The organism is Flavobacterium cheonhonense (assembly GCF_035671315.1).
In the GTDB taxonomy this organism is placed as follows: Bacteria; Bacteroidota; Bacteroidia; order Flavobacteriales; family Flavobacteriaceae; genus Flavobacterium; species Flavobacterium cheonhonense.
Window position 1 is genome coordinate 1,016,490 of record NZ_JAXAVY010000001.1, and the last position, 13,689, is coordinate 1,030,178.

The following is a 13,689-nucleotide window of genomic DNA, read 5'->3' on the forward strand; positions in this document are numbered from 1 at the left end:
GATTACTGTTTAGTGTCGTTAATAATTTTTCCGTCGCTCATGGTGATTTTTCGGTTGCATTTTTGTTTCCAATAGTCGTTTTTAGAGGAAACAATTAAGGTCCATTTATTCTCGTTTGAAGTGATAAAATCGATTACTTCTTGCGCTGCATCGTTGTCCATTTTATCTAAGGCATCTTCGTAGAACAATATCTTCGGACGGTTGATAATGCTTCGGGCCAATAATATTTTTTGGGCATTGGAAGAAGACAGTTGCTTGCCTTCCGGATAAATTTTGGTATCCAATCCTTTAGGTAACGATTTGATGAAGTCGCCCAATTTAACGCTGTCAATCGCCCATTTTAAATCGTCTTGAGAAACCAATGGGTTGTTAAAAGTAATGTTTTCCAAAATGGTGCCTTCAAACGGTGTTTCGCCGGTGATAATGGTATTGATTTGCGAGCGATATTGTTCTAAGTCGATTTTGCGGTAGGTGTCATCATTAATGTAAAACGAACCTGAAGTTGGTTTCATTAAACCGGATAGAATTCTGATTAAGGTGGTTTTTCCCGAACCGTTGTTGCCTTCTAAATAAATTTTGTCCGATTGTTCGATAGTGAGGTTTATCTTTTCCAACACATAATCGGTGGCATCGGGAAATTTGAAGCTTAAATTCTCCGCCGCCAATTGGATGTTGGTGTAGCAATAGTCGGCCGGTTTAGACGATGTTTCTTCAATGTCTAAATCGGTTATTTGACCAATTTTTTCTACTGCAGTTAAAACATCGTACAAGGTTTCTAATCCGATGATGATTTTTTCTACCGAGTTAATCACCAATAAAATGATAATTTCCGCAGCTACGAACTGACCTATGTTCATTTTTTGATTCAAAACCAAATAACCGCCAATGAGTAATAATCCGGCTGTAATGATGATTTTAAAGATGATTAATTGGGTAAATTGTCTTTTAATTACCCCGAAATGTTTTTCGCGATGGGTTAAATATTCAGCTACCAAGCGGTCGTTTTTGGTCAAGGCAAAGTCGAAATTAGATGTTTTTTTAAAGCTGAAGTTGTTTCGAGCCATTTCTTGTAACCAGCTCACTACTTTATATTTATACTTCGATTCTTTCAAACTACTTGACAAACCCGAGTTGTAAGAGAACTTAAAAATAATATACAACAAAGCCATCAAAAAGATACCAAAGAAGATAAAAAACGGATGGTAAAGCGATAGTAATATGATTCCGAAAACAATTTGCAACAAAGCCGAAGAAAAGTCGATCAATAATTTTGACGCTCCTTTCTGAATAGTCAAAGTGTCGAAAAAGCGATTGGCTAATTCGGGCGGATATTGGTTGTGCAAAGCTTCCGTTTTAATTTTGGGCAAACGATATCCGAATTCAAACGAGGAACGAATGAATATTTTTTGTTGTAAATTTTCTGTGATGCGCAATTGCATCAACGATAAAATGCCAACCAATGCCACACCCGCAATTACAATGAAGACCAATACAATCCAAGAAACGCTTACTCTTCCGGATTGGATTAAGTTGATGATGGCCTGAATTCCGAGTGGTAAAGACAAGCTGACCAACCCGGCAAAGATGGCGTAGAAAAATACCTGTGTGATGTCTTTGCGGTCGAGTTTGAGTAGGTTAATTAACCTTTGAGACGCTGTTATAGCCATAATTATTTGCTTAAGATTTTTTGGGCCAAATCAATGTAAAATTGCGTTGGCGAATTGTTTTCGTTACAATTGGTAATGGTTTTTAAATGGTCTTTTAAAAAGTGTTGGTGCAATGAACCTTCTACTATAGAAGAAGCCAAACTTTTGGCAAAAGCATAATCCGGATTCACTTCCTGAATAATGTCGATGATGCGATTGATTACCCTTTTGTAAACCAAAAAGTAACCTTCTTTGTTTTCTTCGTCTACTTCTTTTGTTAACAATGTTTTGGTGAATTCGGCTATGATGATTTTGTTTAAAATCGATTCATTGATATGTAAAGTACTCGAATCATCTTCTATTTTTTCGGTTACTATCGTAATGGCTCTTTTTAATTTTTCCATCGGATCAGGAATATTGGTGGTCGAAATAACCATGCGGTATTCCAACCAACCCCAATACCAAGAAGATAAATACAGCAAGAGTTTGTGTTTGCTCTCAAAGTAACGGTATATTGAGCTTTCGTTTGAACCGATTTGCTCGCCTAACTTTTTGAAGGTAAAATTCTCAAAACCAATATCATCCATTAAGAGTATGCTTTTTTGAATGATTTTTTTACCTAAATCTGAGGTCTCCGGATTTTTTACAAATAGTTTCGGATTTACCGTAATCGTGATGTTGGATAAGATACTATTCATGTTGTTTTATTTATGAGGAACCGATTTGATTGTTTTCATTTGGATTACATCGACTAAAAAGGCAAAAGCCATCGAGAAATAGATGTAACCTTTCGGGATTTCAAAATGCAGGCCTTCAGCAATAAGTGAAACGCCAATCATCATTAAAAAGCACAAGGCTAAGATTTTAAAAGAAGGATGTTTGGCAATAAATTCACTAATCGGTTTAGCCGCTGCCAGCATAATTACTACCGTGACAATTACTGCAGTATACATCACCCAAAGTTGTTGTACCATGCCAACCGCAGTGATGATAGAGTCGATTGAGAAAACCAAATCCAACAAAACTACTTCGCCCAGCAGTTTCCCGAAAGACGCTTTTTTAACGGTAACTGGTTCATCGGATTGTAAAGCTTCAGTTTTGTGGTAAATCTCTTTGGTGCTTTTGTAAATCAGGAACAATCCGCCAACAATCAAAATAAGGCCTTTTCCGGTAAAATCGATGTCTGATATGCGGAACAAGGTTTGGTCCAGTTTTAAAATCCAGGAAATCAAGGCCAACAAACACAAACGCATAATTAGTGCTAATCCGATTCCCCAAAACCTTAGTTTGTTCCGTTGGCTTTCAGGTAATTTATCGGCTAAAATAGAGATGAAAATAATGTTGTCAATCCCCAGGATTACTTCTAAGGCAATCAAAGATAATAACGGAATAATGGCTTCTGTCATCATAGTTATTCTAATATTAATTTAAATCCGAAGTTCAAATTTCTCATGTCAGGTAGGTTCGGGTCAACCTTGTTGTTTTTAAAATCCAAAAAGCGCAAATGATCCAGGCGCATGATTTGTTTGGGTAATTCCATAAAGTCGTTGTCGTTCAAATACAACAATTCCAAAGATTTCATTTTGTCAAACTGTTTGGGAAGCGATTGTAATTTGTCGTTTTCCAAATGTAATTCTTTTAAGCTACTCAGGTTGCTCAAAACGTCCATGCTTTTTTCCAAATCGAATTGCTTTTCGTCATTCAAATACAATACTTGTAATTTGGACAAGCTCTTCAGGGTTTTGGGTAACACTTTAAAGTTGTTGCCGCTCAAGTCCAATGTTTTTAATTTGCTCAGTTTCGAAAGGCCTTCCGGAATAACCGTTAAATTGTCGTTTTTCAAACTCAAGTATTCCAAGTTGGAAAATACAGACCAATCAATCTTATCTAAGTTGATTTGCTGATTGCTCAGGTCTAAATTAATCACCTCTTTGGGCGAACGCAAAGCTTCTTCTAAACTCACCACTCTCTTGTTGTCGGCTACCGGAATAGATTGTGATGACAAACTATTAATCCCGCCGAGAAATCCTAAAACTAAAATCACAATCTTTTTCATAGCTATTGATTTTGAATGTATTTGATTGCAAAGATAATAGTAAAACTATCAATATTGAAATTTTAACTTTTATTTAAAAGTAGTTCATTACGGCTTTATGAGAAATGTCATATTTTTATAAGGATTTGAGGTCTAATTTTGGACAAAATTTTAGTTATGAGCAAATATGTCACCGCTGCTGAAGCAGTTAAAGTGGTCAAATCGAGCGATCGAGTGTATGTTCAAGCTGCGGCTGCAACACCTACTGTGTTAACCAAAGCGCTAGCCGAAAGAGCAGCTGAGTTACGAAATGTTGAAGTTTGTCATTTACACACCGAAGGCAATGCGCCTTATGCCAATCCCGATTTAGCCGATAGTTTTCACGTCAATTCATTTTTTATTGGTGCCAATGTGCGCCACACTTTAAAAGCCGGAAACGGTTCGTATACACCGGTATTTTTAAGCGAGTTACCGCATTTGTTTCGCAAAAAAGTCTTGCTGATTGATGTGGCTTTTATCCACGTTTCACCACCCGACAGACACGGCTATTGTTCGCTGGGCGTTTCTGTTGAAGCTACTGTAGCTGCTATTGAAAATGCCAAAATTGTCATCGCGCAAGTCAATCCGCAAATGCCGAGAACCTTTGGCGATGGTATTTTGCACGAATCCGAAATTGATTATTTGGTAGCTGTCAATGAACCTATTTTTGGTCATGAACCAACGACTTTTTCTAAAGAAGAAGAAAAAATAGGCGAGTATGTAGCTTCCTTGATTGAAGACCGAAGCACCTTGCAAATGGGCATCGGCTCAATACCCAATGCCGCTTTGAGTAAATTAACTAACCATAAAGATTTAGGTTTACACACTGAGATGTTCTCCGACGGTGTCATCGATTTAATCGAAAGCGATGTTATTAATTGTAATTACAAAGGCACCTTGCGTGGTCGCGTTTTAGCTACCTTTTTAATCGGTTCCAAAAGATTGTACGATTTTGTAAGCGACAATCCGTTTATTGAAATGAAGGAATCTTCTATGGTAAACGATACCGCACGCATTCGCAAAAATCCGAAAATGGTGGCGATTAATTCCGCAATAGAAGTTGATGTTACCGGTCAGGTTTGTGCCGATTCTATTGGGGCAAACATGTATTCCGGTGTTGGAGGTCAAATGGATTTCATCCGAGGCGCTTCATTAAGCGAAGGCGGAAAAGCCATCATTGCTTTGCCTTCCATTACCAAAAAAGGCGAGAGTCGAATCGTACCGTATCTCAAACAAGGCGCCGGTGTAGTTAGCACGCGTTCTCATGTGCAATACATCATCACCGAAAACGGCATAGCCAATTTATACGGTAAAACCCTTAAGCAACGCATCGACGAGATGGTGAAAATTGCGCATCCAACCCATCAGGAAAACATCGAAAGAAGTTATTATGAAATGTTGAAATAAAAAAAGCCCCGAATCTTCGGGGCTTTTTTATAGTCTTACTAAAAGTGATTTTCCGGTCATGACTTCCGGTTTCGGAATGTCCATCAATTCTAAAATGGTTGGTGCAATATCGCCTAAAACGCCGTCATGCACTCTAATATGGTCTTTGTCAACTAAAATAATCGGCACTGGATTTGTTGTATGTGCCGTGTTCGGCGAACCATCCGGGTTAATCATGGTTTCGCAATTCCCATGATCGGCTATAATTATAGTAGTGTAGTCATTTGCCAAAGCGGTTTCAACCACTTCCTTCACACAAACATCAACAGCTTCACAAGCTTTAATGGCAGCTTCCATTACGCCGGTATGACCCACCATATCGCCGTTGGCAAAATTCAAACACACAAAGTCAACTTTGCCTTTTTCCAATTCGGGAATCAAAGCATCTTTGAGTTCGTAGGCGCTCATTTCGGGTTGTAAATCGTAGGTGGCCACTTTGGGTGAATTTCTCAAAATGCGGGTTTCGCCTTCAAACGGCACTTCGCGTCCGCCCGAAAAGAAAAAGGTTACGTGTGGATATTTTTCGGTTTCGGCAATGCGAATTTGTTGCTTTCCGGCTTTTTCCAACACTTCGCCCAAGGTTTCGGTGATGTTGTCTTTATCGTAAATTACGTGTACGTTTTCATATGTATCATCGTAATTGGTCATCGTTACGTAATACAAATTGAGTTTGTGCATGTTGTGTTCGTGAAAATCCTTTTGCGATAAGGCTTCGGTTAATTCGCGTCCTCTATCGGTTCTGAAGTTGAAGAAAATCACCACGTCATCGTTTTGAATTTTAGCCAAAGGTTGGTTGTTGGCATCTACTTTCACCAAAGGTAAAATGAATTCGTCGGTTACGTTTTCGGTATAACTATCGGCTATGCTTTGCGTCAAATCAGTAGTGTGTTTTCCCAAACCGTTTACCACTAAATCGTACGCCAATTTTACGCGTTCCCAACGTTTGTCTCGGTCCATGGCATAATAACGACCAACAACTGAAGCTATTTTTACCGAAGTATTTCCGATGAATTTTTCCAGGTCTTCAATATAACCTTTACCTGATTTCGGGTCAACATCGCGCCCATCAGTAAAGGCGTGTATAAATACGTTTGACAAACCAAATTCCTGAGAAGCGTCTATCAAACCACGCAAGTGCGATGTATGCGAATGCACGCCGCCATCGGAAACCAATCCTAAAAAGTGAACGGCTTTGTTGTTGGCTTTGGCGTATTCAAAAGCAGCCACCAAAGGCTTTTCTTGTGCCATGGTTTTGTTGGCTACGGCCAAGTTAATTTTGGCCAAATCCTGATACACGATTCTACCGGCGCCTAAGTTCATGTGTCCCACTTCTGAATTCCCCATTTGTCCTTCGGGTAAACCTACGTTCAAACCGTCGGTTCTTAATTGGGCGTTCGGGTATTGTTTGTATAAACCATTAATAAACGGCACATTGGCGTTGTCAATAGCGGAAACTTTCGGGTCGGGTGATTTGCCCCAACCGTCTAAAATCATCAGGATTACTTTCTTGTTCATGAGAAAAATTTTACCCGACAAAGATAAGGGATAAAATTGATTTTTTAGAAGCGTTCTCTCGTTTTAGGTTTGGTAAACGAATTGTAAAAACGAGAATTTTTAACCGAGTTGTAATCGATAAAATAACGAACGCTGATAGAGAATACGTGATTCAAATTATCGTTGTTCAAAGCGTCGCGGAAATTAGATTCAAACTGTCGGTTGAATTCTCTGCTGAACAAAGCCGAATTGTTGCGGTATAGAATGGAAACCTGACTGCCCGGTGCGAACCACCAAGAATAGGTTAGGTCTAAATTCCATAAGTTGAGATTAGAGTTACGGTTTTCGGTGTAGGTTGTATTGGTTTCAAAACCGCCGTCGTCTTGTAAGGTCAAAATATCGTGGTTGGTTACAAACGACCAATAGTGGCGAACATTCAGATTGAAGTTCATTTTATTATTGATGGAATACTTTCCTTGCAAGGTATTGGTGTAAGTTATGCGGTTTCTTCGCGCAAAGATGGTGTTGTCATCTTCGTCAAAAGCAATCCAGCCGATATTGTTGTTTTGTCGGTTGAAAGTGAAATTGTAAATCAAGGCCAATCGGTCGCTGAAACGGTATCTAGGACTGATGACAAAACCATAATTCATGCGGTCTTTTTCGTTGAATTTCGTGGCAAAAGGATTTACATCTAAGGCAAATTTCCGATTGTAATTACTAGAAAAATAGAAATACGCATTAAAGCTTTCCGGTATCGTGACAAACTTTTCTTGGTTTTCTGATCGAGGTTCGTAAAAATCGTAAATTTTTAACGGACTTATAGTAGCGCCAAAGCCGTAGTAGTCGTTCTTTTTGTCGGTGGTGTTGAAGTTCAAACGAGAGTAACCCGATTGAATGCGACCGGTTCGGTTGTCAAATTCTACGTAATTGTTCAGGTTTGTAAAAAAGGTGTTGAAAATATTATTAGGATTTAAAATCCGGTAACTCGAGTTAAGGTAAAATCCATGATAGTGGTTTTGGAAGTTAATCCCTAAGTCGTTGTTGTCAAAATCATCTGAGGCATAAACACCGCCAATACTGTAGCGGTATTTCCCGCTGGTTTCGCCTAAATTGAAATAGGCACTAGTACCTTTTTTATCTTCTAAATCAAAATGGTTGTTGACGTAGCTGTACTTGAAATTTCCCGAAAGATTGTAGGTGTTTTTCTTGGTGTTCAAGTCCCAAACCAAGGCAGAAACATTGGCGTCACGAAACTCGCCGTTTCGAGTTACGTTAGTATTAACCAAAGATACGGAAGAGTTTTTGCGAAAACGTTGGTCGAGCACCAATACATTGTAATTGGTTAATGGCGATAGTGTTTCGAGTCGGGTTTCACCGGTATCATTATTTCTGATATGTACGCTTGTTTTTTCAGAAACCGCATTCAATACGCCGATGCCCAATCCGTTTTTTGTTCGCCCTGATACTTTGAAAGCGTTGATGAGTTTTATGGTACTGGGTTGGTCAATGACGGTTTCATTGTCGGCAAGGGTTAAGTAATCCGGTGTTTCTCCTATTCTTCGGGTATACAACAAATCACCTTTGTTAAATAAATCCGTTCCTTCGGTAAAGAAAGGTCGGTTTTCGGTAAATTGTTGTTCAAAAGCCGTTAAGTTCAATTCTACATTGTCAAATTTTGTCTGACCAAAATCGGGTATCAAAATAGCGTCCAAAGTAAAGGCATCGTTAATCCCGTATTTGATATCCATACCGCCGCGTAATTCTCCGTAAGTTCTTTGGGAAGTATTGGAATAAAAATACTGGGAAGCGTAAGGAATCAAGAATAATCGGGTAGGCGTTTCGATGTTTTCGATGCCTTCTAATATTCCGGCTTGTATGCTTTCGTTTTCGATTTTTCGGTCTAACAATGACCAAGAATATTGTTGGCGATCACGGCGAATTTCTCGGTAAAAATTCAATCCCCAAGTTTGCTTTTTTTCAGAAGGAAATCGGAGAGCAGCATAAGGGATTCGCATTTCAACCGTCCACCCGAAATTGGTAATTTCCACATGGCTGTCCCAAATCGCATCCCAAGAAAAATCTTCTCCGTAGGTTTCCGTATAAACACCGTCTTGCTGAACACCTGCAGCACTCACGAAAAAGCGAAACTCTTGTTGACCGTCGTTGTATCCATTGAGCAAAACGCCAAAATGATCGGCTACAGCAAAGTCGTCTCTCAGGGTAAATTCGCTTAAAATTTTGGAAGGTTCGTCATCGTATAATGTGGCAGCGATGTAGATGGCGCTGTTGTCGTAAATCACTTTGACTTCGGTTCTTTTACCCTCGGCGATAGGTTTGCCGTTGTCGGGTTCTATCATCAAGAAATCTTTGGCAACATCGGCGTTGGTCCATGAAGTTTCAGTGAATTTGCCATCAATTACTATTTTTTCGGTAGTGCTTTTAGTTAAAAGCGTTTTCTTTTGTCCCAATGCCATGCTTGAGAAAAGCATAGCCAAGCCGAAAAAAAAGTAAGAATGGTTAGACATTTAAATGGGCGTTAGACCAACAAAAGTAATTATTTAATTCATATTTCCAACCCTCTTTCAAATAAAAACGGATTGATTATTATGGCGTTAAAAGATTAAAATTTGCTTAATTGATGCAGAAAAATTTGCTTTACTTAATTTATACTTTATATTTGCCCTACCCATGTCTGATCCTAAACCTATTAATGTCAATGAATTATAAGTCTTTTTCTTTAATTTTTTTGTTTTTGTTGATGTCTTTCAACAGTTTTCCCGACAAAACAAATACCGCTTTTATTTCTGAAAAACCAGTTATTGATGCCGAGTCTAAGATAGTGGCGGTCTATCATCAGTTGGATGCCAATTCTTTCGCATTGCCTAGTTTTGAGAGCTTTTCAGTGGCCTTAGAAGGTTTTCAATTGTTGAAAGAGAAGGGTATTGTTAAGAAAAACATACTGACTTTAGTTGATTTCAGTTTGGCTTCTACTGCCAAACGACTTTGGGTAATCGACTTAGATCAAAATAGGGTTTTGTTTCAAACTTTGGTAGCGCACGGCAGAAATACCGGCGAAGATTTTGCTAAGGCTTTTTCCAATAAAGCAGAGTCTTTCCAAAGTAGTTTAGGTTTTTACGTGACGGCCGAAGTTTACAACGGAAAACACGGCTTGTCTTTAAAATTAGACGGTTTACAAAAAGGATTAAACGATAAGGCCCGCGAGAGAGCGGTGGTTATCCACGGAGCCGATTATGTGTCGGAATCTTTTATCAAACAAAACAAGCGTTTGGGCAGAAGTCAGGGCTGTCCGGCTGTTCCGGTAGAAATGAACGAAAAAATCATCAATGCGATTAAAGACAAATCTTGTTTGTTCATTTACCATCCAACCGCTAAAGAAGAGATCGTAACTAAATTAAGCGCTTAATTTTTTCCACATTACATAGTGTATTCCGATGCCTTCAATATTGAAAGGTGTTCCTTGTATAGTATATCCTAATTTTTGGTAAAAACCTTTAGCGTTTTCTCGGGCATTAAACCATATCAGTTCACAATCGGAATCGAGTAATACCTTTTCGCAATACTGCACTAATTGTTTGCCGTAGCCTTTACCTTGGTTGTGTTCTAAAACCGCCATACCTCTGATTTGCTTCTGACGGGTTTCTGTAAACAGCGGATTTGAAGTCTCAAACACCGAAATAATACCCTGCAAACTGTCATCTTCAAACAAACCGTAATGTTGGGTTGTTGGAATGTCATCGCCCTCAAAACGACAAGAGTCGATAGGTTTGCCTTTTCTCAGCACTTCATGTCGTACCGGATAGCTTGCTTCAGCTGTTATTTTTCGAATGGTAATCATTAGTCTTTTTCTAACGTTTTGGTTTTGTTTGGGTTATAAATGGTCTCTGATTTTACAATAATTTTTTCCAAAAAAATTTGCATCAAAGGAAACTTATTCTATATATTTGCACTCACAAATGCGGAAGTAGCTCAGTTGGTAGAGCTCCAGCCTTCCAAGCTGGTTGTCGCGAGTTCGAGCCTCGTCTTCCGCTCTTAAATGAAAACCTCTAATTTACGTTAGAGGTTTTTTATTTTTTACAGTGTTCCCAAAAAAGTCAAATCAGTTTCCGAGGCCAGTTCTTCCGCTTCTTTATTCGGCAGAAACAATCGGGCAGTTAAAGGTCCTTTCAATACAATAGTATGATTGTTTACTTCTAACCAACTGCCTTCACGCAAACCTAAAACAGGTGTTGTATTAAAGGCATGAAATTCTGTAATTCGGGTTTCCCGCGTTTCGCCCATGTGTGTGCTGTTTGCATCGGGATCCAGGTAATGCGGATTCAAATTAAAAGGAATAACGCCTAAAGTTGCAAAACTTGGCGGATATACTATCGGCATGTCATTCGTGGTTTGCATACTGATGCCGGTAATATTGCTGCCTGCACTGGTGCCTAAGTAGGGCGTTCCATGGTTTAAAACTTCGGCTAAAACGGTCATCACTTCGTTATCGTACAGTTGTTTTACCAATAAAAAGGTGTTGCCGCCTCCGGTAAAAATACCTTGTGCTTTCCGAATGGCTTCGACAGGATTTTGAAATTCGTGCAAGCCTTTGACCGATTTATCAATGGCGCTGAAAACTTCTCGAACTTTAGCAGTGTAGTCATCGTGACTGATGCCGCCGGGACGGGCATAAGGGATAAAAAGTATTTCGTCACAAGCTTTAAAGTGTTGCGCCAAAGTAGGCAACAAATAATCCAAATATTTTCCTCCGTGCACTGTTGAGGTACTCGCTATAATTAGTTTTTTCATTGTTTTTGCTGATTCTCCTTCAAAAGTACAGCTTTTACCGCTTTTAATTAACATAAAATTACCATGTTGTTGGGATTTATTTAGGAATGGCAGCCTATATTTTTAACCCTACAAATTTGGTCTATGAAAATCAGTTTGAAAATAATAGCAGTGTTGCTGATTGGGCATGTGGTTCAGGCTCAAAAGATTTCCGATAAAGTGCTGAACGGGAAAGTAGTTTCCGAAGCGGTTAATTTGGATGGTATTTATGTGATTAATTTGAATACGGATCAAACGGCGACTACGGCAAGTCAAGGTTTTTTTTCCATCAGTGTCAGCGTAGGTGATACTTTGATGTTTGCAGCGCTACCCATCAAAGGTTTAAAACGCGTGATTACGGAAGCCGATTTCGACCAAAAACTTGTGTTTATTAAGTTGGAACCAATGATTCATCGGTTGAATGAAGTAGTGATTAAGCAGTATAAACACATCAATGCAGTCGATTTGGGTATTGTGGCACCAACAATAAAAAAGTACACACCGGCTGAAAGAAGACTGAGAACTGCTAATGGAGATGGAATTGAAGGAAATACAGACGGAAGCAGTGGTGCTTCGGTTGGATTAGATCCTTTATTTAATTGGATGTCGGGCAGAACAGCGCTATTAAAGAAGGAGTTGGAAGTTGAACGAAAAGAAACCTTATTACAGCGAATAGAAAATCAGTTTGGGATAAGTTATTGCATTGACAAACTTAAAATTCCGTCCGAATACGTGAAAGGTTTTTGGTATTATATAGTGGATGAACCTAAATTTGTAGCAGCCATGAAAACTAAGAATAAGGTAATGACTGCTTTTGTCTTGGCAGAATTGGCCACAAAATATATCAGTCTGCAACAAGCGGATGCAAAATAGTATGCTTACTTTTGAAAAAAAGACTTTAATGAAACCACTGTACCTTGTTTTCGCTTTAATTATCTCCGTTACGGGTTTTTCGCAATCCGGCGAATTGTTTTTTTTGAAAGGGAAAGTGGTTACTACAGTGAAGGAACTTCGCGAGGTGAATGTTTACAACTTACGCTCGGAATCATCAACTGCTACTGATGAAACCGGAAATTATTCCTTGTTTGTTAAAGTGGGCGACACCTTACGGTTTCAAAATCTACAAACAGAAACCAAAAAAATAGTGCTGACGGAAGCCGATGTCAAGAAATCATTGTTGGTCACCCAATTACTGCCTAAAATAATCGAGCTAGAGGAAGTGGAAATTCAGGACCACAGCAACATTAATGCAGTTTCATTGGGCATTTTAGACAAACCGGCCAAGAAATATACGCCGGCTGAAAGAAGATTGAAGACAGCTACCGATTTAGACGCAACAGCATCAGCGGGTATGATGGCCGGTGGCTCAATAGGTTTAGATCCGATTTTAAACGCCATTTCAGGACGAACTGAGATGTTAAAAAAGGAATTGGAAGTAGAACGCAAAGAGCGATTGATAACCAAGGTGGAGAACCAATTCAAGCCGGAGTATTTTACCAATCGCCTAAAAATTCCGAGTGAATACGTCAAAGGATTTCTGTATTATATTGCAGATGACAGCAAATTAGACGAGTACATGAAAAAGAAAAACAAAGGATTGGCCAAATTCCGTTTGAGCGAATTGGCTTCTCAGTATTTGACGTTGTTAAAAAATGGAAAAGAATAAAGGTTTATGAAGAAAGCAATCAAAATATCGGCTTTACTCATTCTTTTTATCGGATTAACTGCCATGTCTGTGCATCGCTTTTATGTTGGTATTTACCAAGTCGATTTTGTGCCGCAAAAAAAACGACTTGAAATCACTACCCGCATTTTTATGGACGATTTGAATGATGCTTTGACCAAAGCCTACAAAAAACAAACGAATATCGGGGACCAAAAGGAAACGCCTGAAGATGTGACTTTGATGAAGAAATACTTGTCGGATAAGTTCAAGATTTATCTTAACGGTCAGCTCAAAACCATGAACTATCACAGTCACGAACAAGAAAACAATGTGATCATTTGTTATTTAACAGTAAAAGAAGTCTCGAAAATCAATAAGATGGAAGTTGAAAACAGTATCCTTACAGAGCTTCATGACGAACAGCAAAATATCATTCAATTTAACAACAATGGCAAAAAGCAAAACCTATTGTTGTCTTCCTCAACCACTAAAGGAATGTTAAAATAGTTTTCTTTAGCGTGGCTAATCCCCAATTTTAT

The 13,689-nt window shown here is 38.8% G+C and carries 13 protein-coding genes and 1 tRNA gene; 6 read left to right on the forward strand and 8 right to left on the reverse strand.

Annotation, left to right across the window (positions count from 1 at the left end; genetic code table 11):
* Positions 1–2: 2 nt before the first annotated feature.
* Genes SK086_RS04445 through SK086_RS04460 form a run of 4 tightly spaced genes read right to left on the reverse strand, consistent with a single transcriptional unit; the run spans position 3 to position 3,702 of the window.
* A complete protein-coding gene (locus SK086_RS04445; protein ID WP_407652322.1) occupies positions 3–1,667 on the reverse strand; it encodes a peptidase domain-containing ABC transporter in 1,665 nt (554 codons plus the stop codon).
* A gap of 2 nt (positions 1,668–1,669) precedes the next feature.
* Complete coding sequence (locus SK086_RS04450; protein WP_324690076.1) at positions 1,670–2,344, reverse strand: TetR/AcrR family transcriptional regulator; 675 nt, start codon at positions 2,342–2,344, stop codon at positions 1,670–1,672.
* Positions 2,345–2,350: 6 nt separating this feature from the next.
* Positions 2,351–3,055 (reverse strand): TerC family protein, encoded by a 705-nt coding sequence (locus SK086_RS04455; RefSeq protein ID WP_324690077.1) that lies wholly within the window; start codon positions 3,053–3,055, stop codon positions 2,351–2,353.
* 2 nt (positions 3,056–3,057) lie between these two features.
* The gene (locus tag SK086_RS04460) at positions 3,058–3,702 is read right to left on the reverse strand and encodes a leucine-rich repeat domain-containing protein (RefSeq protein ID WP_290876438.1); all 645 of its coding nucleotides are present in this window, start codon (positions 3,700–3,702) and stop codon (positions 3,058–3,060) included.
* 156 nt (positions 3,703–3,858) lie between these two features.
* On the opposite strand from SK086_RS04460, the gene SK086_RS04465 reads away from it, so the two are divergent.
* Positions 3,859–5,127 carry an acetyl-CoA hydrolase/transferase family protein gene (locus SK086_RS04465; protein ID WP_324690080.1) on the forward strand — a complete coding sequence of 423 codons (1,269 nt, stop codon included), beginning with the start codon at positions 3,859–3,861 and terminating at the stop codon, positions 5,125–5,127.
* Positions 5,128–5,154: 27 nt separating this feature from the next.
* Here SK086_RS04465 and gpmI read toward each other — a convergent pair whose 3' ends face one another.
* Both gpmI and SK086_RS04475 read right to left on the reverse strand, forming a co-directional pair.
* Positions 5,155–6,681: a 2,3-bisphosphoglycerate-independent phosphoglycerate mutase gene (gene gpmI / locus SK086_RS04470; RefSeq protein WP_324690081.1), complete on the reverse strand. Its 1,527-nt coding sequence runs from the start codon at positions 6,679–6,681 to the stop codon at positions 5,155–5,157.
* A gap of 44 nt (positions 6,682–6,725) precedes the next feature.
* A complete protein-coding gene (locus SK086_RS04475; RefSeq protein ID WP_324690083.1) occupies positions 6,726–9,185 on the reverse strand; it encodes a DUF5916 domain-containing protein in 2,460 nt (819 codons plus the stop codon).
* Positions 9,186–9,376: 191 nt separating this feature from the next.
* Between SK086_RS04475 and SK086_RS04480 the strand changes: the two genes are divergently transcribed.
* The gene (locus tag SK086_RS04480; RefSeq protein ID WP_324690084.1) at positions 9,377–10,084 is read left to right on the forward strand and encodes a murein L,D-transpeptidase catalytic domain family protein; all 708 of its coding nucleotides are present in this window, start codon (positions 9,377–9,379) and stop codon (positions 10,082–10,084) included.
* On the opposite strand, the gene SK086_RS04485 is transcribed toward SK086_RS04480, so the two are convergent.
* Positions 10,073–10,516, reverse strand: a complete 444-nt coding sequence (locus tag SK086_RS04485; protein ID WP_324690086.1) for a GNAT family N-acetyltransferase — start codon at positions 10,514–10,516, stop codon at positions 10,073–10,075. The genes SK086_RS04480 and SK086_RS04485 overlap by 12 nt on opposite strands.
* 120 nt (positions 10,517–10,636) lie before the next feature.
* Here SK086_RS04485 and SK086_RS04490 point away from each other — a divergent pair.
* Positions 10,637–10,709, forward strand: a tRNA-Gly gene (locus tag SK086_RS04490).
* Positions 10,710–10,752: 43 nt separating this feature from the next.
* Here SK086_RS04490 and pepE read toward each other — a convergent pair.
* Positions 10,753–11,466, reverse strand: a complete 714-nt coding sequence (gene pepE / locus SK086_RS04495; protein WP_324690088.1) for a dipeptidase PepE — start codon at positions 11,464–11,466, stop codon at positions 10,753–10,755.
* Positions 11,467–11,589: 123 nt separating this feature from the next.
* Between pepE and SK086_RS04500 the strand changes: the two genes are divergently transcribed.
* From SK086_RS04500 to SK086_RS04510, 3 genes are read left to right on the forward strand one after another with little or no spacing between them, the layout of a single operon-like run.
* Positions 11,590–12,357 carry a hypothetical protein gene (locus SK086_RS04500; RefSeq protein ID WP_324690090.1) on the forward strand — a complete coding sequence of 256 codons (768 nt, stop codon included), beginning with the start codon at positions 11,590–11,592 and terminating at the stop codon, positions 12,355–12,357.
* A 28-nt stretch (positions 12,358–12,385) separates the two neighbouring features.
* Positions 12,386–13,150, forward strand: a complete 765-nt coding sequence (locus tag SK086_RS04505) for a peptidase associated/transthyretin-like domain-containing protein (RefSeq protein ID WP_324690092.1) — start codon at positions 12,386–12,388, stop codon at positions 13,148–13,150.
* 6 nt (positions 13,151–13,156) lie between these two features.
* On the forward strand, positions 13,157–13,657 hold the full coding sequence (locus SK086_RS04510; protein WP_324690094.1) for a DUF6702 family protein: 501 nt from the start codon (positions 13,157–13,159) through the stop codon (positions 13,655–13,657).
* Positions 13,658–13,689 lie beyond the last annotated feature (32 nt).

What these genes read in the sequence shown, in the direction of transcription:
- SK086_RS04480 (WP_324690084.1), top strand. Translation starts at nt 9,377, where the DNA reads ATGAATTATAAGTCTTTTTCTTTAATTTTTTTGTTTTTGTTGATGTCT.
- SK086_RS04460 (WP_290876438.1), bottom strand. Translation starts at nt 3,702, where the DNA reads ATGAAAAAGATTGTGATTTTAGTTTTAGGATTTCTCGGCGGGATTAAT.
- SK086_RS04465 (WP_324690080.1), top strand. Translation starts at nt 3,859, where the DNA reads ATGAGCAAATATGTCACCGCTGCTGAAGCAGTTAAAGTGGTCAAATCG.
- SK086_RS04455 (WP_324690077.1), bottom strand. Translation starts at nt 3,055, where the DNA reads ATGATGACAGAAGCCATTATTCCGTTATTATCTTTGATTGCCTTAGAA.
- SK086_RS04500 (WP_324690090.1), top strand. Translation starts at nt 11,590, where the DNA reads ATGAAAATCAGTTTGAAAATAATAGCAGTGTTGCTGATTGGGCATGTG.
- SK086_RS04445 (WP_407652322.1), bottom strand. Translation starts at nt 1,667, where the DNA reads ATGGCTATAACAGCGTCTCAAAGGTTAATTAACCTACTCAAACTCGAC.
- pepE (WP_324690088.1), bottom strand. Translation starts at nt 11,466, where the DNA reads ATGAAAAAACTAATTATAGCGAGTACCTCAACAGTGCACGGAGGAAAA.
- SK086_RS04505 (WP_324690092.1), top strand. Translation starts at nt 12,386, where the DNA reads ATGAAACCACTGTACCTTGTTTTCGCTTTAATTATCTCCGTTACGGGT.
- SK086_RS04485 (WP_324690086.1), bottom strand. Translation starts at nt 10,516, where the DNA reads ATGATTACCATTCGAAAAATAACAGCTGAAGCAAGCTATCCGGTACGA.
- SK086_RS04510 (WP_324690094.1), top strand. Translation starts at nt 13,157, where the DNA reads ATGAAGAAAGCAATCAAAATATCGGCTTTACTCATTCTTTTTATCGGA.
- gpmI (WP_324690081.1), bottom strand. Translation starts at nt 6,681, where the DNA reads ATGAACAAGAAAGTAATCCTGATGATTTTAGACGGTTGGGGCAAATCA.
- SK086_RS04450 (WP_324690076.1), bottom strand. Translation starts at nt 2,344, where the DNA reads ATGAATAGTATCTTATCCAACATCACGATTACGGTAAATCCGAAACTA.
- SK086_RS04475 (WP_324690083.1), bottom strand. Translation starts at nt 9,185, where the DNA reads ATGTCTAACCATTCTTACTTTTTTTTCGGCTTGGCTATGCTTTTCTCA.